The sequence below is a fragment of the Microbacterium oxydans genome, from assembly GCF_000956525.1.
GTDB lineage: Bacteria > Actinomycetota > Actinomycetes > Actinomycetales > Microbacteriaceae > Microbacterium > Microbacterium oxydans_A.
In genome coordinates, this window is record NZ_JYIW01000007.1 from 1 (window position 1) to 21,308 (window position 21,308).

Annotated in this window: 19 protein-coding genes; 10 read left to right on the forward strand and 9 right to left on the reverse strand. The window is 69.7% G+C overall.

The genetic code is table 11. The features are described from left to right. The first annotated feature begins 215 nt into the window (after positions 1-215). Positions 216-470: an HNH endonuclease signature motif containing protein gene (locus RS83_RS19035; protein ID WP_269429869.1), complete on the forward strand. Its 255-nt coding sequence runs from the start codon at positions 216-218 to the stop codon at positions 468-470. A 133-nt stretch (positions 471-603) separates the two neighbouring features. Here RS83_RS19035 and RS83_RS00180 read toward each other — a convergent pair whose 3' ends face one another. From RS83_RS00180 to RS83_RS00200, 5 genes are all read right to left on the reverse strand, one after another. Beyond that, complete coding sequence (locus tag RS83_RS00180; RefSeq protein ID WP_231587692.1) at positions 604-1,314, reverse strand: ECF transporter S component; 711 nt, start codon at positions 1,312-1,314, stop codon at positions 604-606. Then, positions 1,311-2,186 carry a siderophore-interacting protein gene (locus RS83_RS00185; RefSeq protein WP_045277479.1) on the reverse strand — a complete coding sequence of 292 codons (876 nt, stop codon included), beginning with the start codon at positions 2,184-2,186 and terminating at the stop codon, positions 1,311-1,313. Before RS83_RS00185 ends, RS83_RS00180 begins: the two co-directional genes overlap by 4 nt. Further along, entirely contained in the window at positions 2,186-3,016 is an 831-nt protein-coding gene (locus RS83_RS00190; protein WP_045277480.1) for an energy-coupling factor transporter transmembrane component T, read from the reverse strand. The genes RS83_RS00185 and RS83_RS00190 overlap by 1 nt, the downstream gene beginning before the upstream one ends. After that, on the reverse strand, positions 3,013-4,707 hold the full coding sequence (locus RS83_RS00195) for an ABC transporter ATP-binding protein (protein ID WP_045277481.1): 1,695 nt from the start codon (positions 4,705-4,707) through the stop codon (positions 3,013-3,015). The genes RS83_RS00190 and RS83_RS00195 overlap by 4 nt, the downstream gene beginning before the upstream one ends. A 101-nt stretch (positions 4,708-4,808) precedes the next feature. After that, a complete protein-coding gene (locus RS83_RS00200) occupies positions 4,809-5,351 on the reverse strand; it encodes an ECF transporter S component (RefSeq protein WP_045277482.1) in 543 nt (180 codons plus the stop codon). Positions 5,352-5,525: 174 nt separating this feature from the next. Here RS83_RS00200 and RS83_RS00205 point away from each other — a divergent pair, with 174 nt between their 5' ends. From RS83_RS00205 to RS83_RS00230, 6 genes are all read left to right on the forward strand, one after another. Then, positions 5,526-7,772, forward strand: coding sequence for a carbon starvation CstA family protein (locus RS83_RS00205; protein ID WP_045277483.1), 2,247 nt, complete (start codon positions 5,526-5,528; stop codon positions 7,770-7,772). Beyond that, entirely contained in the window at positions 7,772-8,008 is a 237-nt protein-coding gene (locus RS83_RS18420) for a YbdD/YjiX family protein (RefSeq protein ID WP_082071453.1), read from the forward strand. The genes RS83_RS00205 and RS83_RS18420 overlap by 1 nt, the downstream gene beginning before the upstream one ends. 158 nt (positions 8,009-8,166) lie before the next feature. After that, complete coding sequence (locus RS83_RS00215) at positions 8,167-9,348, forward strand: sensor histidine kinase (RefSeq protein ID WP_045277484.1); 1,182 nt, start codon at positions 8,167-8,169, stop codon at positions 9,346-9,348. Between the two features lie 41 nt (positions 9,349-9,389). Beyond that, positions 9,390-10,109 (forward strand): LytR/AlgR family response regulator transcription factor, encoded by a 720-nt coding sequence (locus tag RS83_RS00220; RefSeq protein WP_045277495.1) that lies wholly within the window; start codon positions 9,390-9,392, stop codon positions 10,107-10,109. Further along, positions 10,106-10,480 (forward strand): hypothetical protein, encoded by a 375-nt coding sequence (locus RS83_RS00225; protein WP_045277485.1) that lies wholly within the window; start codon positions 10,106-10,108, stop codon positions 10,478-10,480. The genes RS83_RS00220 and RS83_RS00225 overlap by 4 nt, the downstream gene beginning before the upstream one ends. Further along, positions 10,477-11,934, forward strand: coding sequence for a cation acetate symporter (locus tag RS83_RS00230; RefSeq protein ID WP_045277486.1), 1,458 nt, complete (start codon positions 10,477-10,479; stop codon positions 11,932-11,934). The genes RS83_RS00225 and RS83_RS00230 overlap by 4 nt, the downstream gene beginning before the upstream one ends. 37 nt (positions 11,935-11,971) lie before the next feature. Here RS83_RS00230 and RS83_RS18135 read toward each other — a convergent pair whose 3' ends face one another. Genes RS83_RS18135 through RS83_RS00245 form a run of 3 tightly spaced genes read right to left on the reverse strand, consistent with a single transcriptional unit; the run spans position 11,972 to position 14,366 of the window. Next, positions 11,972-13,108, reverse strand: coding sequence for a DUF6226 family protein (locus RS83_RS18135; RefSeq protein ID WP_052678705.1), 1,137 nt, complete (start codon positions 13,106-13,108; stop codon positions 11,972-11,974). Between the two features lie 5 nt (positions 13,109-13,113). Further along, entirely contained in the window at positions 13,114-14,049 is a 936-nt protein-coding gene (locus RS83_RS00240; protein ID WP_045277487.1) for a pirin family protein, read from the reverse strand. Beyond that, positions 14,046-14,366, reverse strand: coding sequence for a GNAT family N-acetyltransferase (locus RS83_RS00245; protein ID WP_045277488.1), 321 nt, complete (start codon positions 14,364-14,366; stop codon positions 14,046-14,048). Before RS83_RS00245 ends, RS83_RS00240 begins: the two co-directional genes overlap by 4 nt. 104 nt (positions 14,367-14,470) lie before the next feature. Here RS83_RS00245 and recQ point away from each other — a divergent pair, with 104 nt between their 5' ends. Continuing rightward, on the forward strand, positions 14,471-16,552 hold the full coding sequence (gene recQ / locus RS83_RS00250) for a DNA helicase RecQ (RefSeq protein WP_045277489.1): 2,082 nt from the start codon (positions 14,471-14,473) through the stop codon (positions 16,550-16,552). Between the two features lie 242 nt (positions 16,553-16,794). Here the strand turns inward: recQ and RS83_RS00255 are convergent, their stop codons facing one another. Continuing rightward, positions 16,795-18,069 carry a TetR/AcrR family transcriptional regulator gene (locus tag RS83_RS00255; protein ID WP_045277490.1) on the reverse strand — a complete coding sequence of 425 codons (1,275 nt, stop codon included), beginning with the start codon at positions 18,067-18,069 and terminating at the stop codon, positions 16,795-16,797. Between the two features lie 135 nt (positions 18,070-18,204). Here RS83_RS00255 and RS83_RS00260 point away from each other — a divergent pair, with 135 nt between their 5' ends. Then, positions 18,205-19,503: an MFS transporter gene (locus RS83_RS00260; RefSeq protein WP_045277491.1), complete on the forward strand. Its 1,299-nt coding sequence runs from the start codon at positions 18,205-18,207 to the stop codon at positions 19,501-19,503. 2 nt (positions 19,504-19,505) lie between these two features. Further along, positions 19,506-21,278, forward strand: a complete 1,773-nt coding sequence (locus RS83_RS00265; protein WP_045277492.1) for a glycoside hydrolase family 3 protein — start codon at positions 19,506-19,508, stop codon at positions 21,276-21,278. Positions 21,279-21,308: the final 30 nt, after the last annotated feature.

The following is a 21,308-nucleotide window of genomic DNA, read 5'->3' on the forward strand; positions in this document are numbered from 1 at the left end:
GCCTGGATGATCTGGACTCGGGTGTCGGGGCGGCGTCGATCGATGGGGTTGATCAGCCGCTCAGTGTCGGGGCGGCCAGGCGGATCGCGGCCGGGGGTGGGGTGATCCCCTGGGTCCTCGGCGGGGACAGCGAGGTCCTCGATTGGGGGCGGGAGCGACGGTTGTTCACGAAGGCGCAACGTCTCGCGCTCGTGGAACGTGATGGTGGGTGTGCGATGTGCGGGCTCCCACCGGGGATGACGAAAGCACACCACATCCGGTGGTGGCAGCGAGACACCGGACCGACGGACCTGTCCAACGGGGTGCTGCTGTGTGAGACCTGTCACCACCGCATCCATGACAACGGGTGGGGCATCCACATCGACCAGGCAGGGACGGCAGCACGGGTGTGGTTCATCCCACCCAGCTACGTCGACCCCGAACGCACACCACGCCTCGGCGGACGCGCACGACTCGACATCGCCGCCTGAAGAGATGAACGAGGCAGTGCAATCGAACGAGGCAGTGCATTCGAACGACGGAGCGTTGCGAACCGCTCGACGAGTGCGCGCGGGAGAAGACAGCGACGCGGGCGGTCAGATCGGCCGGATCGAGCGACCGAGGTCAGCGGCGCCCGCCGACGCCAGCGCGGCGGAGGCGATCGGCGATCAGGATGCCGAGAGCGGTGCCCCCGATGCAGCTCGCCATGGTGGTGGCGAAGAACGCGATCTGCAATCCGAGTGGCATCGCACCCAGGTTGAACGAGGCCCAGGCAAGGACCGGATACACGAGAGCGACGACCACCGCACCGACGTAGTGCATCCAGGTTCCCCAGTAGCGCCAGAACACGAGCAGGAACGGCAGCTCTGTGAACGCGGCCCACCAGACGTTCGTCGCGACGCTCTGGAACCCGTAGCCCGAGAACGGCACGAGCACGAGACCCGCGATGAGACCGACCAGCAGTCCCACCAGCGGACGACGGAGCAGACGAAGCGCGACCACTGACGGCAGCAGCCACAGTCCGGCAAGTGCCATGCCCAGGAACGGCAGCGGACCTGTCAGGATCGTGGCTGCCCAGTTCATCGGAGCAAGCAGCACAGCACCCGCGACACCGAGCGCGGCGCAGGTCAGCAGGATCGCGGTGGGGAAGCGGAAGCGTCCGCCCGTGCGCGTCGCCGATGGGCCGGTCATATCGGCAGCGGTCTCGGTGACGAGGGCATCGCCGCCGGAACCCGTGCGGCCGGGGGTGCCGGGGAGGCTCGCGTCACCGATGGCATTCGTGCGGCCGGGGGTATCGGCGAGGTTCGCGTCACCGGCGGCATTCGTGCCGCTCATGCGAGGGGCTCCGCAGCTGCCTCGCGGGCGGCCTTCGAGGCGGGAGATGCCGCGCCGATCTTCCAGTAGCCGCAGAAGCTGACCGAGTTCTTGTCGACGCCCCGCTCACCGACCAAGTGCTTGCGCACACCGGAAGCGAGGGCCTGCTCGCCGGCCGCATACGCGTGGAAAGGAGCATCCGGCAAAGCCATCGTGTGCAGCGCAGTCAGAGCCAGCGCGCCCGGCTGCTCTGCATGCGGACGAACGATCCAGACCACCTCGATGCCCGACGGATGGGGGAACGCCAACGCATCCTCCTCTGACGCAACCTCGATGATCGCGGTGCCGGTGGCATCCGACGGCAGCGAAGCGCAGATCGACGAGATCGCCGGCAACGCCGTCTCATCGCCGACCAGCAGCACACGAGCGGTGCCGCGCTCCGGATTGAACGCGAGGCCCTCATCGATGATCAGCACGTGCTCACCGGGCGCGCAGGTCTCAGCCCAGCGCGACGCAGGACCAGCGGTGCCGTCTGCAGCCGAGCCGTGCAGCACGAAATCCACATCGATCTCGGCACCTCGCCCTGCAGCCGCCGGCCGGTACGCACGCACGCTGTAATTGCGCATCACCGGCCGCTCACCATCGGGGATGCGCAGGAACTTCAGATACCCGAACATCGTGTTCGCCTTCGCCGGTACGCGGTCGAGCCCCACATCGCCGCCGATCGGCAGGAACAGCCGGAACCACTGATCGAAGCCCATCGGCCGGAACTTCTCGATCTCACCGCCACCGAGCGTCACGCGGACCCAATGCGCCGACAGCCGTTCCGATCGCAGCACCATCACGTGGATGAGTTCGGCGGAATCGGGTTTGACCATCTTGCTGAACGCCATCAGGACGCCTTTCCGGGAAGCTGCCAGGGGAAGAACACGAAGAAGATCAGAGCGGATGCCGCGAGGCACAGCACGATGAAGACCGTGTCGCGCGTGCGGAACGGCACCAGGTGCCGCTCGGTCCGCGTCGCATGGGCACCGAAGGCGCGCGAGTCCATCGCCAGAGCGACGCGCTCAGCGTGGCGGATGGCACCGGCCAGCAACGGCACGATGTAGCCCCAGCCGCGGGCGATCCGAGCAAACGGCCCCCGCCCGCCGTGGTGGCCGCGCACGCGGTGCGCCGCACGGATGACCGCGAGCTCATGGCCGAAGCGCGGCACGAAACGGAACGCCGCGAGCGCGGTGTACCCGATCCGATACGGCACCCGCAGCTGTTGCACGCTCGCACGCACCAGGTCGGGCCCACTCGTCGTGAGACCGCCGACGAGGGCGAGGGCGATGATCGCCCCCAGACGGAGCGCGGTCGCGAAACCGATCTGCAGCGCGTCCGCGAACAGCGTCCAGTCGCCGATCTGCACGAGCGCGACGGTGTCGTTCACGAGCGCGGCATCCACCCACAGCGAGAAGCCCAGGCCGATCGCGGCCATCCCCACCGGCACCGCCAGCAGCAGGATGAGCAGGACGCGCGCCGTCATCCTCGCGCCGAACAGGATCAGCGCGTACGCGAGCACGAGGAACGCGGCCGGCGTCGCGAGATCGCGCACGAACACCAGCAGCACCATGGCGGGAGCGAGGCCCGCGACCTTCGAGAGCGGGTTCAGGGCGTACAGGAACTGATGCCGCGAGGTCGCGACCATCGCCGCGTACGGATCGAAGATCGCGGCGCTCATGACTCCACCGACCGCGGATACGACGCCAGCACGCGCTGCAGCGCGGGGAGCCGCAGCCCGGCATCCGTGAAGATGCGCTCGTCCTGGAAGAGCTCGGCGGTGCGCCCTGCCGCGTGCACCCGCCCGTCGGCGAGGATCACGGTGTGCGTCGTGTGCTCGGCGACCAGCTGCAGATCATGGGTCACGATGATGATCGTGGTGCCCTCATCGCGCAGCCCTCGCAGCAGATCGAGGAGCTCGGATGCACGGGCGCGATCCTGCCCGAAGGTGGGCTCATCGAGCGCGAGCACCTGCGGACGCGTGATGAGCGCGGTGCCGACCGACAGCCGCCGTTTCTCGCCGCCGGAGAGCAGGAACGGATGCACCCCGGCCTTGTGCTCGAGGCCGAATCGGCCGAGCATCTCCTCGACGCGCGCCGTGACCTCGGCATCCGGCATCCGCTGGTCCCTCGGGCCCTGAGCCTGTCGGAGCCGCAGCCCGTGCGCGAGCTCGTCGAACACGGTGTGCGCGATGAACTGATGCTCCGGGTTCTGGAACACGAAGCCGATGCGTGCGGCCAGCTCGCGCGGCGAGGCCGTGGCCGGGTCGAGTCCGTCGACGTCGACCTGCCGCTTGGGCGGCGGCACGACACCCGCGAGCGCCTGGATGAGCGTCGTCTTGCCTGCGCCGTTCGCGCCGACGATCGCGGTCAGGCTGCCCTGCTCGATATCGAGATCGACGCCGTGCAGGATCTCGGTGCGGTGGCGCGTGACCGTGAGCCCCCGAGCCCGGATGACCGACGGCGTCGCAACGGATGCCGTCGGCGTGACGGCACGGGCGATGTCTGCAGCACCAGGGTGCGTGGCGAGCGCGACGGCGAGCTCGTCGGCCGTGAGGGGGAGCGGCGTCAGCGGGATGCCCTCACCGCGCAGCCGCAGTGCCGCGAGTGTCGCTGCCGGCAGCCACACCCCCATCGCCACGAGCTCGTCGGCGTGAGCGCGGATGATCTCGGCGGCCGGCCCGTCGAACACGACGCTGCCGGCGCGGTCGAGCACGATCGTGCGGGTGACGAAGCCCATCGCCGCATCGAGGTTGTGCTCCACCAGCAGGATCGCGCGGTCGCCGGTCGCGACGACATCGACGAGCGCCGCATACACGTCGTCGATCCCCTGCGGATCGAGGTTCGCCGTCGGCTCGTCGAGCACGATCAGGGGCGAGCCCATCGCGAGCGCGCAGGCGATCGCGAGGCGTTGGCGGCCGCCGCCGGAGAGCCGATCGGGGTTCTCGTCGCGGCGCCCCCAGAGTCCCACCCGGCGCAGCGAATGCTCGGTGCGTTCGCGCACCTCGTGGAGGGGCAACAGCAGGTTCTCTGGCCCGAACGCCACCTCGTCGTACACGCTGCCGGTGACGATCTGGGCGTCGGGGTCCTGGAACACCATCGCGACGTGCGTGCTGAGCGTGGCGGTCTGCGCGGATGCCGTGTCGATCCCGCCGGCCTCGACGGTGCCGGTCATGGTCGCAGGCAGCGCGTGCGGGATGAGCCCGTTCAATGCGAGCGTGAGCGTGGACTTGCCCGATCCTGACGGGCCGAGCAGCAGCACGACCTCGCCTGGCGCGATGTCGAAGGTGACGTTCCCAGGTGATGGGTGCGCGGCATCGGCGTGGGTGAGGGAGAGATCACGCACGCGGAGAAGAGGCGCGGATGGGCGCACGGCGGAACCCCGGGTCGATGGAACGTACCGTACTAACTTAGCTGAGCCTTACCTGAGTTGCCATGCTCGGGTTCCAGGCAGTCACGCGTGCAGGGAGGGGCTCAGCGGCGAGCCACGCCAGCTCGACTCAACGCGGTGCCGACGCCGAGGCCCACGGCGGTCCAGCCGATCGGGCCGAGCACCGAGAGCGCGAGGTACGCGATCTGCGCCCACGGGGGCAACGAACCCAGATGCGCCGCGAAGAACACGACGACTGCCACGATCACGCCGATCACCGCTGCCGAGATGAAGAAGCGCCACGGCCCCCACGCCCGATAGCGGGTGAGGGCTGCGACGCCCTCCTGGATCGCGCCGAACAACAGCGCAGTGCCGATGAACCGCAGCGACCAGGCCGGGTTGAACGCGCTGGCGACGAGCGCGGCGATGAAATGGGTGACCACCGCGACGAGCGGACGCCGAAGCACCTCCTGCGCGATGATCCCCGGCAGCACGTGTGAGCCGAGCAGCAGGCCGTACGCCCACGGGGCGGCGATCAGCACGACCGGCGTCAGCAGCCCGGCGATGCCGCCGATGATGCCGGTGGCGACCCCGATCGCCGCGCAGACGAGCAGCACGCGGGTCGACAGGACGGGGGTTCGGGCCACGGTTCCAGCCTAGTTGCGCGAAAGCGGCGGATGCCCCGTGGCGGCCGGGAGAAATCACCCGTTCGTCGCGCGGTCCGTGCCGCTCGTCGCAGCATCCGCTCTCCATGCAGGGCGTCCGCGCGCACCCTTCATAGCGTTGGACAACGCAATGATGCGCACACCGAGGAGAACCCCATGACCGCACCTTCGTCGCGCCGCCCCTCGACGGACGAACTTCCCCCTGTCGCCCTCTCCGAGGAGCACCACGAGAAGGCCAACCGCTGGACGCTGCCGAAGATCATCCTGTGGGCGGCGATCGCTCTGCTCGGCGCCGTCGCCTGGACCATGCTCGCGATCGTCCGCGGCGAGACCGTCAACGCGATCTGGTTCGTGTTCGCGGCCGTCTGCACGTACCTGATCGGCTACCGCTTCTACTCGAAGGTGATCGAGAAGTACATCACCCGCCCCGACGACCGCCGGGCCACCCCTGCCGAGGTCAAGCAGGACGGCAAGGACTACGTCCCCACCGACCGCCGCGTGCTCTACGGCCACCACTTCGCCGCGATCGCCGGTGCCGGACCTCTCGTCGGACCCGTGCTGGCCGCGCAGATGGGCTACCTGCCTGGCACGATCTGGATCATCGTCGGTGTCGTGCTCGCCGGTGCGGTGCAGGACTACACGGTGCTCTTCTTCTCGATGCGCCGCGGCGGCCGCACGATCGGGCAGATGGCGCGCCAGGAGCTCGGCCGGATCGGCGGCACCGCCGCGATCGTCGCCTCGCTGCTGATCATGCTGATCATCGTCGCGATCCTCGCGCTCGTCGTCGTCAACGCGCTCGGCGAGAGCCCCTGGGGCGTCTTCTCGGTGGCCATGACCATCCCGATCGCCATCTTCATGGGCATCTACCTGCGCTTCCTGCGTCCTGGCAAGGTCACCGAGGTCTCGATCATCGGCTTCGTGCTGCTCATGGCCGCGATCGTCGGCGGCGGCTGGGTCGCCGGCACCGACTGGGGTCAGGCGATCTTCCACCTCGACCGCACCACGATCGCGTGGGGCATCATCATCTACGGCTTCATCGCCGCTGTGCTCCCGGTCTGGCTGCTGCTCGCACCGCGCGACTACCTGTCCACCTTCATGAAGATCGGCGTGATCGTCATGCTCGCCGGCGCCATCATCCTGGTGCGTCCTGAGATCACGGTCCCCGCGGTCAGCGTCTTCGGTGAGAACGGCATGGGTCCGGTGTTCGCCGGCCCGCTCTTCCCGTTCCTGTTCGTGACGATCGCGTGCGGTGCCTTGTCGGGATTCCATGCGCTGATCGCCTCGGGAACCACGCCCAAGCTCATCGAGAAGGAGCGCCAGACGCGCTTCATCGGGTACGGCGGCATGCTCATGGAGTCCTTCGTCGCGATCATGGCGCTGGTCGCCGCGATCTCGATCGACCAGGGCATCTACTTCGCGATGAACGCCCCGACCGCTGCGACCGGAGGCACGGTCGAAGGGGCCGTCGCCTTCGTGAACTCCCTGGGGCTGACGGGGGTGAACCTGACGCCCGAGATGCTCACCGGCACCGCGCAGGCCGTCGGCGAGGAGTCGATCGTCTCCCGCACGGGTGGCGCCCCGACGCTCGCGCTCGGTCTCGCGCACATCATGCAGCAGGCCCTCGGCGGTCAGGCGATGATGGCGTTCTGGTACCACTTCGCGATCATGTTCGAGGCGCTGTTCATCCTCACCGCGGTGGATGCCGGAACCCGTGTCGCCCGCTTCATGCTGCAGGACTCGATCGGCGCCTGGTTCCCCAAGTTCCGTGACGTCTCCTGGCGCCCCGGTGTCTGGATCTGCACCGCGATCATGGTGGCCGGCTGGGGAGCGATCCTCATCCTCGGCGTCACCGACCCGCTCGGCGGCATCAACACCTTCTTCCCGCTGTTCGGCATCGCGAACCAGCTGCTCGCCGCGATCGCGCTCGCCGTGGTGATGGCCATCGTCGCCAAGCGCGGCAAGAGCTCCATCAAGTGGTTGTGGATCATCGGTCTGCCGCTCGCGTTCACCGCGGTCGTCACGATCACGGCTTCGCTGTACAAGATCCTCTCCCCGGTCCCCGCGATCGGCTACTGGGCGAACCACTTCAAGTACGTGGCGGCGCGGGACAGCGGCGACACCTCGCTCGGAGCGCCGGAGGTGCTCGACGCCGTCATCCGCAACACCGCGGTGCAGGGGACCTTGTCGATCATCTTCGTCACCCTCGCGATCGTCGTGATGGTCGCCGCGGTGGTCGTGACGATCACAGCCATCCGCAACGGCGGCGGCGAGAACACCGAGGACGAGCCGGTGGCCTCCCGGCGCTTCGCCCCGGCCGGCTTCCTGCCCAACGCGGCAGAGCGCGAGCTCGAGAAGCAGTGGGAACCGCTTCTCGCGGATGAGCGCAAGGCGTCGAGCCACTGATGACGAACCGGACGGATGCCGCGACCACCCCGCTGCGCGCGCTGCTCAGCGCCGTGGGGCGGGTCGGCCGCGGCATCCGCTGGTACATGACGACCCTGATGGGTGATACCGCCTACGCGACCTACGTCGCCCATCACCGGCGGCAGCACCCGGGCGAGGAGCCGATGACCGAGCGTCAGTTCTGGCGGCAGCGGATGGACGACCAGGATCGCAACCCCGGTGCCAGGTGCTGCTGACGGTCGGCCCTTCGACGGGCTCAGGGACCCAGGTGGTCGGGCCAGGGACCCAGGTGGTCGGGCTCAGGGACCCAGGTGGTTGGGCTCAGGGACCGACGCACGGTTGGGTCGCTGAGCCTGTCGAAGCGTCGCCACAGCGCAGTGCCTAGGCTGAACGCATGACCGACGTCGTCCTCGCCGCGATCCTCGGCGTGCTCGGCGGCATCGTGCTCTCGGTGCTCCTGCTGCTCGCGCGGCGGCTCGCCCGCCGCGCACCGGACCTCGGCAGCGATGCGGAGCAGGCGGCGCTCACCGCGCTGCACCATGCGAGTCTCGCGGCCCCGCACCTGCGTGCCGGACTCTCGTCGCCCGATGTGGTGAAGGCGGCGCGGCATCTGCGCGTGCTGCTGGGCAGCGCGGCGGTCGCGATCGTGAGCGACGACGACACGGTGTCGTTCGACGGTCCCTCCGACGGGCTGGAGGCGGCGGCGCTCCGGATCGCGACCCAGGTGCGGGCATCGGGGCGGCGGCAGGTGTTCCCGGCGCCAGGACCCGACGACGATCTCGCAGCGGTCGGCGCACCGATCCTCGTCGACAGCCACGTCGTCGGCGTCGTCGTGGCGTTCGCCGCCCCGGTGCCTGCGGCGCTCGTCCGTGCAGCGGAAGAGGTCGCCGACTGGTGCGCCGCGCAGGTCGAGCTCGGCGGTCTCGATGCCTCGCGCACCCAACTGGCCGAGGCGGAGCTGCGCTCGTTGCGGGCGCAGATCTCCCCGCACTTCATCTACAACGCGCTCACGGCGATCGCCTCGTTCATCCTCACCGACCCCGCTCGTGCCCGTGAGCTCGTGCTCGAGTTCGCCGACTTCACCCGCTACTCCTTCCGCCGGCAGGGGGAGTTCACGACCCTCGCGGAGGAGCTCGGCAGCATCCACTCGTATCTCGAACTCGAACGCGCCCGGTTCGGTGATCGCCTGCGTGTCACACTGCAGATCGCACCGGAGACGCTCGCGACGGTCATCCCGTTCCTGTCGGTGCAGCCGCTCGTCGAGAACGCGGTGCGGCACGGGCTCGAGCCGGGCGAGGGCGGCGGCGAGATCCGCATCGTCTCGCGTGACGACGGCACCCACACCGAGATCACCGTGGAGGACGACGGCGTCGGCATGGACCCGGAGGGACTGCGGACGACGCTCACCGCGGCCGACGACGGGTTGCACGTCGGTCTGCGCAACGTCGACACCCGACTGCGACAGCTCTACGGCAGCGACGGCGGACTCGTGATCGAGACGAACACCGGCGCGGGTACCCTGGTGCGCATGCGGGTGCCGAAGTCGCAGCCGCTGCACGACCCGGACACCGAGTGACGACCAGTGCACCGACGATCGAGACCTGGAACGAGGCGCGCATGATCGACGTCCTCGTCGCCGACGACGAGAAGCCGGCGCTCGACGAGCTCGTGCACCTGCTGCGCACCGACGAGCGGATCGGCGAGATCCTCACCGCGACCTCCGGCGCGGACGCGCTGCGGCAGCTGTCCGAGCGCGCAGTGCGCATCGCCTTCCTCGACATCCACATGCCCGGGCTGCTCGGCACCGAGCTCGCACGGTCGCTGCTCGCGCTCGCCGCGCCCCCTGCCGTCGTCTTCGTGACGGCCGATGAGGCCCGAGCAGTCGAGGCCTTCGAGCTGCGGGCGGTCGACTACCTGCTGAAGCCGGTTCGCGCAGAGCGGCTGCGCCGGTCGATCGACCGCGTCGTCGAGCTCGGCGACGCTGCGGCATCCGGCGATGACGAGATGGTGCCGGTCACGGTCGGATCGATCGTGCGGTTCGTCCGGCGCAGCGAGGTGCGCTGGGTGCAGGCGCAGGGCGACTACTCGCGATTGCACGCCGGCGACGGACTCGGGCATCTCGTGCGCGTGCCGATCTCGGAGCTCGAGGTGCGGTGGGCGGATGCCGGGTTCCTGCGCGTGCATCGATCGTCGCTCGTGCGGGCATCGGCTGTGACCGAGGTGCGGCTGTCCGGCGCCGAACCGTCGGTCGTGGTCGGCGACACCGCGCTGCCGGTCAGCCGCCGACTCCTGCCGGCGGTCCGCGATGCGCTCGTGCGCGGCGAGGGCGCCGGATGACCGAGGCGCCGAAGCGGGTGCGCGTGACGGCCGATGTGCCGCCCCGACGCCCGGCGACGTTCACGCGCGGCATCGCACTGCCTGGCTCGCCGGTCGACGAGGCCGATGCCGTGTACGCCAGAGCCCTGATGCGCAGCCAGCTGCGACTCGCGCTCGGCACGGTCGCGGGTTTCGTGCTCGTGGTGATCGCCTTGACGCTGGCGATCGCGTTGATCCCCGAGATCGGCGAGCTCGTCGTGTGGGGGCTGCCGCTGTCGTGGCTGCTGCAGGCATACGCGTTCTATCCGATCATCCTGGTGTTCGCAGTGCTCCACGTGCGCACGGCCGCACGCAACGAGCGCCGCTACCGGGCCCTGCGGGACCGCGAATGAACGCCGTGATGGACCTGGTCGGTGTCGCGCTCGTCGTGGTCGCGACCCTGCTCATCGGCGTCTACGGGCTGCGGATCTCACGCACCACGAGCGACTTCTTCGTCGCCTCGCGCACGGTGCGACCGGTCTGGAACGCCTCGGCGATCAGCGGCGAGTACCTCTCGGCCGGCACCTTCCTCGGACTCTCCGGCCTCGTGCTGCTCGATGGCGCCCGCGGATTCTGGTTCCCGATCGGCTACGCGGCGGGCTATCTGCTCGTGCTCGCCTTCGTCGCGGCTCCCCTCCGCCGCAGCGGCGCGTACACGATCCCCGACTTCATCCAGGCGCGGTTGGAGTCGACCTCGGCCCGCCGGGTCACGAGCATCGCGGTGCTCATCATCGGCTGGCTGTACATCGTGCCGCAGCTGCACGGCGCCGGCATCACGCTGCTCGTCGTGGCCGGCGTGCCCGAGTGGGTCGGCGCTGTCACGGTCGCGGTGCTGGTCGCCGCCGCAGTGGCCGCCGGTGGCATGCGCGCCATCACCTACGTGCAGGCGTTCCAGTACTGGCTCAAGCTCACGGCGCTCCTGGTGCCGGTCGTATGCATCGCGTTCGCATTGAGCGGCGGGCCGCACGACTTCGATCCGGCGCTCGTGTTCCCTGCCGAGGCCGGGCCATCCGGGTTCGACGCCTACGAGACCGCATCCCTGCTGCTCGCCCTGCTGCTGGGAACCATGGGCCTCCCGCATGTGCTGGTGCGGTTCTACACGAGCCCGACCGGGGTGTCGGCTCGGCGCACCACCGTGATCGTGATCGTGATGGTCAGTGCGTTCTATGCGGTCTCGAGCACCATGGGACTGCTCGCCCGCATCGCCGCTCCCGATCTTGCGGTGCCAGGCGTCGCCGACACCGTCGTGCTCCTGCTGCCATCGCGCGTCTTCCCCGGGGTGTTCGGCGAGCTGCTCACGGCGCTGATCGTGGCCGGCGCGTTCGCGGCGTTCCTGGCCACGTCGGCGGGGCTCGTGGTGTCGCTCGCAGGTGTGGTCAGCCAGGACGTGTTCTCGGGTTCCGTCCGCTCGTTCCGGCTCTCCGCCGTGCTCTGCGCGCTGGTGCCGCTCGCGGTCGCGCTGCTCACGGCTCCTGCCGGACTCGGCTCGAGTGTCGGCGTCGTGTTCGTGGTGGCGGCCTCGACGCTCTCGCCGGTGGTGCTGCTCGGTGTCTGGTGGCGCGGTCTGACGGCGCGCGGAGCCGTGGCCGGCATGGTCTCAGGTGGCCTCGCCGCCGGCCTCGCGCTGCTCGTGCACGCGCTGATCGACGGTGTCGGGGTGGCTGCGCCCTATCTCGCGCAGCCGGCCGCGTGGACGATTCCGCTCGCGGCGACCGTGACGGTGGCGGTGTCGCTGCTCGACCCTCGCGGCCCGTCCCCGCGCACCGACCGCTTCCTGGCTCGCGTGCACACGCCAGAGCGCGCCTGATCCCGCCGCCTGTCCCCGCGATCGCCCACGCCGCGAATCACTCCCGACCTGGGCGCAGCGACCAGGCCGGCCACCAGCCGTCCGAGAGGCTGCCGAGGAGTTCCGCTGCAGCATCGAGACGCGCTGCAGGGACCGACCGGCCAGGCTCGCCGGCGCTCGATCGTCCTCCGCCGTCCACGGTACGGATCCTGATGTGCGCCGAGCGCCGCTGCCCGACCGGGAACACCTCTCGCAGTCCGCCGGCCGCGATGGAGAGCAGGGTCTCCTCGACCTGCTCTGCCACGGAATCGGCCGACTCGTCGCAGGCATCGCACGTGCAGCTGGGAACGATCTCGCTGAACAGGGCTCCGGCTTCGATCCCGATCGACTCGCCCGTCGCCGACATCGTGAGCGTGATCGGCGCGCCGGTCGTCGGACGCAGGTGCACGACGCGCGATCCCGATGGCTCGACCGCGCGGTCGACGTCGACGACGTACCAGGTCTCGAGGTGATCGATCAGGGCATCGACGGCTGCGAGCGCCGGGGCGAAGCGCTCGGGGTGAGAGACCCGCGAGTACGCGTCGTCCGGTGGGGAGCCGCCGGCCCAACGGGATCCGTAGTCGATGACACGGCCGTCGTCGTCGAGGAACACCGGGATCTCGAGCGCCGGACGCACGAAGGGTTCCGGGGTGACGACGAAGTCGATGTCGACGGCGAAATCCTGTGCTCCGAGCGCGGCGAGCTCCTGGCTGTCATGATCGGCCTGCGGCCAGGAGGCGAGTACCTCCCTGAACGGTTCGCGCTGCTGCGGGCGCTCCACGATCGTCCGCAGCAGTCCGACGACCGGCACCGACATCGTCGAGGTGCCGACCTCGGGTTCGCTCGCCATGTGCCAGGTCGCCGCCGGATGCACCACGGCGATCGCGTTGCCCAGGAACCGTGCCGCCGCGTCCGCCGTGACCGCGGACTCGAGGAGCTCGGGGTGCGCGGCCACGAAGTCCCAGAGCGCGAAGAGATCCCCGGCCAGCACCGCGGGGTCGGCGCCGGCATCGCGCGCGAACGCCGCGAACGGTTCGAAACCGTCGACGAAGCGGGCCGGAATCGCAGGCTCCGCATCGGGCCAGATCATGATGGCGGATCCTGTGGCCTGCGGCATCGGCACCGGCGTGCCGGGGAAGAGATCTGACGTCGGCATCCGGCTCAGATCCGGCGTCCGCGCGGCATCAGCTGCACATCGGGCAACGGCGGGGCTGGGATGCGCACGTCGTGCCCCCCGACGGCACCGAAGCGCGTCGTCTCGGCGCCGGGCGACGACTCGGCCTCCCATGCCTCGCGTGCGGCGACGATCTCGTCGTGCGTGCGGCCGGCGAAGTTCCACCACATCACGATCTCGTCTTCGAACGGCTCGCCACCCAGGATGAACAGCAGCGCACCCTCGGTCGTCGACACCTCGACCTCGGCGCGCGAGTCGCCGAGATACAGCAGGGCGTTGCGATCGAGCGGATGCTCCGCCACCACGACATCACCCTCGACGAGCATCAGCGCGTGCTCCCACTCGGGGCGCAGCGGCAGCCGAACCGTCGACCCTGCGGCCAGCGCGATCTCGGCGCCGACGATCGGCGTGTGCACGGTGGCGGGGGAGCGCACGCCGACGAACTCGCCGAGCACGACGGTGGCCTCGGCATCCGTTCCCGCCTCGGCGGCCAGGGTGAGGGTCGGCAGCTCGGTGTGCCGCTCGAACCCGGCCCCGCCGTGGCGGGCGGATTCCGGCAGCACGACCCAGAGCTGCAGCGCGTCGAGCGGGATCGGGTCGTCGCCGATCGAGTACTCGGAGTGCGAGATGCCGTTGCCTGCGGTCATGAGGTTCAACTGGCCGCGGCGCAGATCGGCATCGCTGCCGAGCGAGTCGCGGTGGCGGATCTCGCCCACGAGCGGCCAGGTCACGGTCTGCAGACCGATGTGAGGGTGCGGCTCGACGCGCATGCGGGTATCGGCCGGACCGAAGCGGTCGAGGAAGCACCAGGCGCCGATCGTCGGCAGGTTGCGGTGCGGCAGGGCGCGCAGCACCGTCATCCCGCGGACTCCGCCGAGCGGCACTTCGCGGGGTTCGAGGAGCAGGCGCCGCGCGCCGATCATTCCGGGTCCGCGGTGGTGGTGGCGGAGCGCTTCGGCCACCGGATCTCCGCGCCCTCGATCTCGTGCGTCTCGAGGTACTTCGCGATGTAGGGGCACAGCGGCACGATCGCCGCATCGGATGCCGCGGCATCCGCCAGCGCGTAGGCGGCGAGCTTTCCTGCCAGACCCTGACCCTGGAACGCGGGGTCGATCTCGGTGTGCGTGAAGCGCACGGCGCCGGGGCGCAGTTCGAACTCCGCGAACCCCGCGAGCACGTCGTCGGAGCGGATCTCGTAGCGCGAGGTGTCGTCGTTGCGGGTGATGGTGACAGCGGTCATCGGATGCTCCTTCGATCGTCTCCGCCTAACCTACGCCCGCCCGTGGACATCGGGTCTGTGGACAGGGCGCCGCCGAGGTCGGCGGGGGTCGTTACGCTTGAGGGATGCCGCAGACTCCCCGTGACCCGTACGCAGGATGGGTCCCTGAGCCTGTCGACGGGTACGCCGACGAACCGTACGACGACGGCTGGGAGCCGTCTGAGCCACCAGAGCCGATGGACTGGGAACCGCAGGGTGCCGGTTTCGAGCCCCCGCTCGACTGGGGGCCAGGTCCGGTCACGCCGGTGACCGCCGCATCCGCTCGTCCTGCCTCTTCCCGGCCGGCCGCTGCTCCTGCCGAGCGCAGGGCGACGCCGAGCCGGTACCCGACCGCGGCTGCGGCTCTGCACACGGTCTTCGGGTACGACGAGTTCCGCGGCGACCAGGCGGCGATCGTCGATCAGGTGATCGCCGGCGGTGACGCGGTCGTGCTGATGCCCACCGGTGGCGGCAAGAGCATCACCTACCAGGTCCCCGCGCTCGTGCGCGAGGGAACCGGCCTCGTGGTCAGCCCGCTGATCGCCCTCATGCACGACCAGGTCGACGCGCTGCGCGCCAATGGCGTGAGCGCGGCCTATCTCAATTCGACCCAGTCGATCGACGAGCGGCGCGAGGTCGAGCGGGCCTACGTCGCCGGCGAGCTCGACCTCATCTACGTCGCGCCGGAACGGCTGTCCAACCCGCAGACCACAGCGCTGCTGCAGCGCGGCACGCTCAGCGTGATCGCGATCGACGAAGCGCACTGCGTGTCGCAATGGGGCCACGACTTCCGCCCCGACTACCTCGCGCTCGGCGACCTCGGCGAACGGTTCCCAGGGGTGCCGCGCATGGCGCTCACCGCCACCGCGACCCGAGCCACGCACCAGGAGCTCACCGAGCGCCTGCGCCTCGATGCCGCGAAGCACTTCGTCGCGAGTTTCGACCGTCCGAACATCCAGTACCGGATCGTGCCGAAGGTCGACCCCCGCAAACAGCTCGTCTCCTTCATCAAGGCGCAGGACGCTTCGACAGGCTCAGGGACCCAGCCATCGGGCATCGTCTATGCGCTCAGCCGCAAATCGGTCGAGCAGACCGCGACCTATCTCGCGGCGCAGGGCCTCAACGCACTCCCGTACCACGCCGGGCTCCCAGCCGAGGTGCGCCAGGCGAACCAGTCGCGATTCCTCCGCGAAGATGGCGTCGTCATGGTCGCGACGATCGCCTTCGGCATGGGGATCGACAAGCCCGATGTGCGCTTCGTCGCCCACATCGACCTGCCGAAATCGGTCGAGGGGTACTACCAGGAGACCGGTCGTGCGGGCCGAGACGGTCAGCCGGCGGTCGGCTGGATGGCGTACGGACTGGGCGACGTCGTGCAGCAGCGCCGGCTCATCGACCAGAGCCCCGGCGACCGCACGTTCAAGATGCGGATGGGCCAGCACCTCGACGCCATGCTCGCGCTGTGCGAGACCGTGGAGTGCCGTCGGCAGAACCTGCTCGGCTACTTCGGTCAGGAGTCGCAGCCCTGCGGCAACTGCGACACCTGCCTGGAAGACACCGCCACCTTCGACGGACTCGTCCCTGCGCAGAAGCTGCTGTCGACGATCGTGCGGCTGAAGCGCGAGCGCAATCAGTCCTTCGGTGCAGGGCACCTGATCGACATCCTCCGCGGCGCCTCGACCGAGCGGATCCGGCAGCAGGGCCACGAGAAGCTCGCGACCTACGGCATCGGCGCCGACCTCTCCGACCAGGACTGGCGGAGCGTCGTGCGACAGCTGCTCGCCCGCGGCATCCTCGTCGCGCAGGGCGACTACGGCACCCTCGCTCCCGGTGAGCAGTCCGCCGGCGTGCTGCGCGGCGAGACCCCGGTGCCGTTGCGCAAGGACACGATCGGCCGCGCGACCACGACGCGCGCCCGCAAGGCCTCCGCGGCGGATGCGCTGGCTGAGGGTGATCGGCTGCTGTTCGAGGCGCTGCGGGTCTGGCGCGCCGAGACCGCGAAGGCGCAGGGTGTGCCCGCGTACATCGTGTTCGGCGACGCGACGCTGCGTGCACTCGCGGAGCACCGCCCGGCATCCCTCACCGACCTCGAGGGCATCACCGGCATCGGTGCGAAGAAGCGCGAGGCCTACGGCGACGGCGTGCTCGCGGTGGTCGCTGCGAACTGATCGGCGTCCTGCGGACAGGGTGTTGCCCCCCCTGCGGGTAAGCAGGTGTCGCACATGGCCGCCTCCCACCCGAGGACGCGGCCCTCTGCGCCCCCTCTCGACATGGAGGTGTCGCGAATGGTCGCCTCAGAGGAGCGGATGCGACCATTCGTGACACCTGCGCGAACCGGACCCCTGCGCGGACGGGACCTCTGCGCGAGGGCAATACCGGCGCGCGCACCCGGCGCCCCGCGCGACGCGGATCAGCGTGGGGGCAGCACGTCGTCGAGGTGGGCGCGCAGCTGCGCGGCGGTGTCGACGGCATCCCGGTCGTACAGCCACTGGTACTGCAGGCCGTCCCAGAGCGCGACGAGCCAGATGGCTTCGTGCGTCGGGTCGCGGTGCTCCGGAAGATCACCGTCGACCTGCGCCAGCCGGAACAGCTCCGTGAAATAGCCGATCGCATCGGCGAACCGGGTCTCGAAGTACTCGTGGGCTGGATGCCCCGCCGGCAGCGCCTCGCACGAGAGCACCGCGTAGACCTCGATCAGGCCGGGTTCGTCGCTCGCGCTGTGCGCCGCTCCCTCGGGAAGACTGCGCAGCAGCTCCGCTGCCGAGGCCGGGGCGATCACCGCCTCGTGCATGCCGATCGCGGTGTCGCGTTCTGCGAGCACGGCGCTCAGCAGCGTCTCCTTCGAGGCGTAGTGGTGCAGGAGCGTCGATTTCGAGACGCCGACGGCATCCGCGATGTCGCGCAGACTCGTGTCGCCGTACCCGTCTCGTGCGAACAGGCGCATCGCATCGGCGAGGATCTGCACCCGCCGCCGCCGCCCGACGGCGTACCCTGGGTCGCCTTCGGGGGCGCGTGCGGTGAACAGCGGCGGGAGCGGTCCTGCGGGCGCATCGCCGGACGGCTCGTCATCGGCGTCCCGCCAGCCGACCGGCAGTGCCCACAGGGTCTCGCGCTCCTCGAGCATCTCGACCACGTCGACCTGGTCAGGCAGGTACTGCGAGAGCAGTTGCAGGCCGTCCCAGCCGGCGGTGTGCCGCACGATCTCGCCGTCGACCTCACGATCGGCAGCGACCACGCCGTGGTATTTGGCGTCTTCGAGCACGTCGGTGCCGAGCCGGCGCAGACGCGCGTAGCGCTCCCGCATCCGTGCGTGTGCCGGATGGCCTGGGGCGGATGCTTCGCCGGTGAGCGCGGCGAACAGCTCGAGGTACCCCTCGGTGCCGGCGTTGCGGGCGGCGAGCGCGGAGAAGATCAGCTCGCCGGGTTCGGCGGCTGCGACGAGCCCGTTCGACACTGATTCGTTGTCGGCTTCGAGTTCGGCGACGACCGCTGCGAGCAGCTCGTCCTTCGAGGGGAAGTGCCCGAGCAGCCCGGGGTGGCTGACGGATGCCGCTGCGGCGATGTCGCGCAGCGAGGTCGAGCGGTAGCCGTTGCTCACGAACAGGTCGTGCGCGGCGGTGAGGATGCGCTGCCTGGTGGCTGCGGCACGATCGTGCCGTGAGCCCGTCGGCGTCGTGATCGTCATCGCATCCTCCTCCTGCCTCCCATTCTCGCTGATTACCAAGCGGTCTGCATTCACTTACCACTCGGTCGAGTTTCATGTATTCTGTGCGAAGCGCCGCGTTCGCCCGATGATGTGCGGCATTTCGAAAGGGTCTTCATGACAGAGCTGTCATCCGCCGCAACCGCGGCCGCGGTCGGCACCACCGGCTTCAAGGCGCTGGGGACGACCCCGCCCCGCACGCCCCGTGGCTACACCCCGGGTCTCGCCGCCGTGAACTTCGGCATCTACCTCGCACTCCTCACGCCGGTGATGGTGTCGATGGCCTTCAAGATCCAGCACATCGACCCCACGAACACCGAGGGCAGCCTCGGCCTCGTGATGGGTGTCGGCGCCGCCTTCGCCCTGATCGCCAACCCGCTCGTCGGCCGGCTCTCCGACCGCACCACCTCGCGGTGGGGCATGCGCCGGCCGTGGATCCTCGGCGGCGCGATCGTCGGCCTCGGTGGCTTCGCGATCATCGGTGCCGCGACGTCGATCTGGATCGTGCTCCTCGCGTGGTGCCTCGTGCAGACCTCGATGAACGCCGTGCTCGCCGCGGCCAACGCCACACTGCCCGATCAGGTGCCCGTCCGCAGCCGCGGCAAGGTGTCGGGCATCATCGGCATCACGACGCCGGTCGGCATCCTCGCGGGCAGCTTCCTGGTGAACTTCCTCCCCGGCGACTTCGAGCGCTTCGTCGTCCCGGGCGTGATCGCCCTGATCCTCGTGATCATCTTCGTGCTCACCCTCAAGGACCGCGTGCTCACCGAGAAGCCCGCAGAGCGCTTCACCGTCGGCATGTTCTTCGGCTCCTTCGTCTTCAACCCCCGCAAGCACCCCGACTTCGGCTGGACCTGGCTGACGAAGTTCTTCGTGATGTTCGGGTACGCGGGCATCGCGACCTTCCTGCCGCTGTACCTCGTGTCGAAGTTCCAGCTCGACGAGCAGGGCGCGGTCGGCACGATCCTGATCGCCAACCTCGCCTCGATGGCCGCGATGGCGATCTCCTCCCCGCTGGGTGGATTCCTCTCCGACAAGCTCGGCAAGCGCCGTCCGTTCGTCGCGATCGCCGGTGTGATCATGGTCGTCGGCCTCGTGATCCTCGCTGTCGCGCCCGACGTCACGACCGTCATCATCGCGCAGGCGATCATCGGTCTCGGCGCCGGCTCCTTCCTCTCGGTCGACCTCGCGCTCGCCACCGAGGTGCTGCCGAACCCTGACGACGTCGCGAAGGACCTCGGTGTCCTCAACATCGCCAACGCGCTGCCGCAGTCGATCGCGCCCGCGATCGCTCCCGGCATCATCGCGCTCGGTGCGGCCACACCGCTCGGCGGCTACACCACCTGGTACCTGTTCGGAGCGCTCGTCGCGCTCGCCGGTGCCGTGCTCGTCTACCGCATCAAGGGAGTCAAGTGACCATGACCGACACCACCACCACGGACGCGACCGTCGCGACCCGCCCGTGGCTCGACGCCGGGCTCCCGGTCGACGAGCGCGTGCAGCTGCTGCTCGACGAGATGACGATCGAGGAGAAGGCCGGGCTCTTCTTCCACACGATGATCGCGATCGGCGACCTCGACGAACCGAACCCGACCTTCAGCACACCGAGTGCGCGCGAGTTCATCGACGTCAAGCAGATGACGCACTTCAACCTGCTCGGCGCCGCCCCCACCGGTCGCGAGATCGCTGCGTGGCAGAACGCGCTGCAGGAGATGGCGGCATCCACCCGCCTCGGCATCCCGGTGACGCTCTCGACCGACCCGCGGCACTCGTTCAGCGAGAACCCCGGTGCCTCGATCCTCGCCGGTCCGTTCTCGCAGTGGCCGGAGACGCTCGGCCTCGCGGCGACCCGTGATGAGGCGCTCGTCGAGCGCTTCGCCGACATCGCCCGTCAGGAGTACACCGCTGTCGGGCTGCGCGTCGCACTGCACCCCCAGGTCGACCTCGCGACCGAGCCGCGCTGGGCACGTCAGACCGCCACCTTCGGTGAGGATGCCGAGCTGTCGGGTGCGCTCGGCGCGGCGTACATCCGCGGCTTCCAAGGCGCGTCGTTCGGTCCTGGTTCGGTCTCGACGATGACGAAGCACTTCCCCGGCGGCGGCCCGCAGAAGGACGGCGAGGACCCGCACTTCCCGTACGGCCGAGAGCAGGTGTACCCGGGCGGACAGTTCGAGCTGCACCTGAAGCCCTTCGAGGATGCGCTCGCCGCCGGCACGCGTCAGATGATGCCGTACTACGGGATGCCGGTGGGCACCGAGTACGAAGAGGTCGGATTCGGCTTCAACAAGTCCGTCATCACGGGGCTGCTGCGGGAGCGCTACGGCTTCGACGGGTTGGTCTGCACCGACTGGGGTCTGATCAACGACTCCGAGATCTTCGGGCAGCCGTTCCCCGCTCGAGCGTGGGGTGTGGAGGAGTTGTCGCCCAAGGAGCGGATGAAGAAGGTGCTGGATGCCGGCGCCGATCAGTTCGGCGGCGAGGACTGCCCGGAGCTGCTGGTCGCGCTCATCGCCGACGGCGAGATCAGCGAGGAACGCATCGACGTCTCGGCGCGACGGCTGCTGCGCGAGAAGTTCGAGCTCGGCCTGTTCGAGAACGCCTTCGTGGATGAGGATGCGGCAGACGACATCGTCGGTCGCGCCGAGTTCAGGGCTGCAGGGGAGGAGGCGCAGCGCGCGTCGATCACCGTGCTCTCGAACGGTGGAGCGCTGCCGTTCGCGCGCGGGCTCAGGCTGTACGTCGAGGGGATCGATGCTGCGGTCGCTGCCGCGTATGGCGAGGTCGTCGCGACGCCGGCCGAGGCCGACCTCGCCGTGATCCGGTTGCAGGCGCCGTTCGAGGAGCGCGCGACGATGTTCGAGAACTTCTTCCACGCCGGCTCGCTCGACTTCGACGCCGAGACCGTGGCGCATGTGCGCGCGATCGCCGCCGCTGCGCCGACCGTGGTCGACGTGCTCGCCGATCGTCCGCCGATCCTCACGCAGCTCGTGGATGCCGCAGCCGCGGTCACGGTGAACTGGGGCGCCTCGGGTGCTGCACTGCTCGACGTGCTCAGCGCTGCCGCCCCCGCGCAGGGCAAGCTGCCGTTCGACCTCCCGCGCTCGATGGCGGCCGTCGAGGCATCCGCTCCTGACGTGCCGTTCGACACCGCCGATCCGCTCTTCCGCTTCGGGCACGGTCTCTCGCTCTGACCCCCGTACCCTCCCCAACCCCCCTGGTGC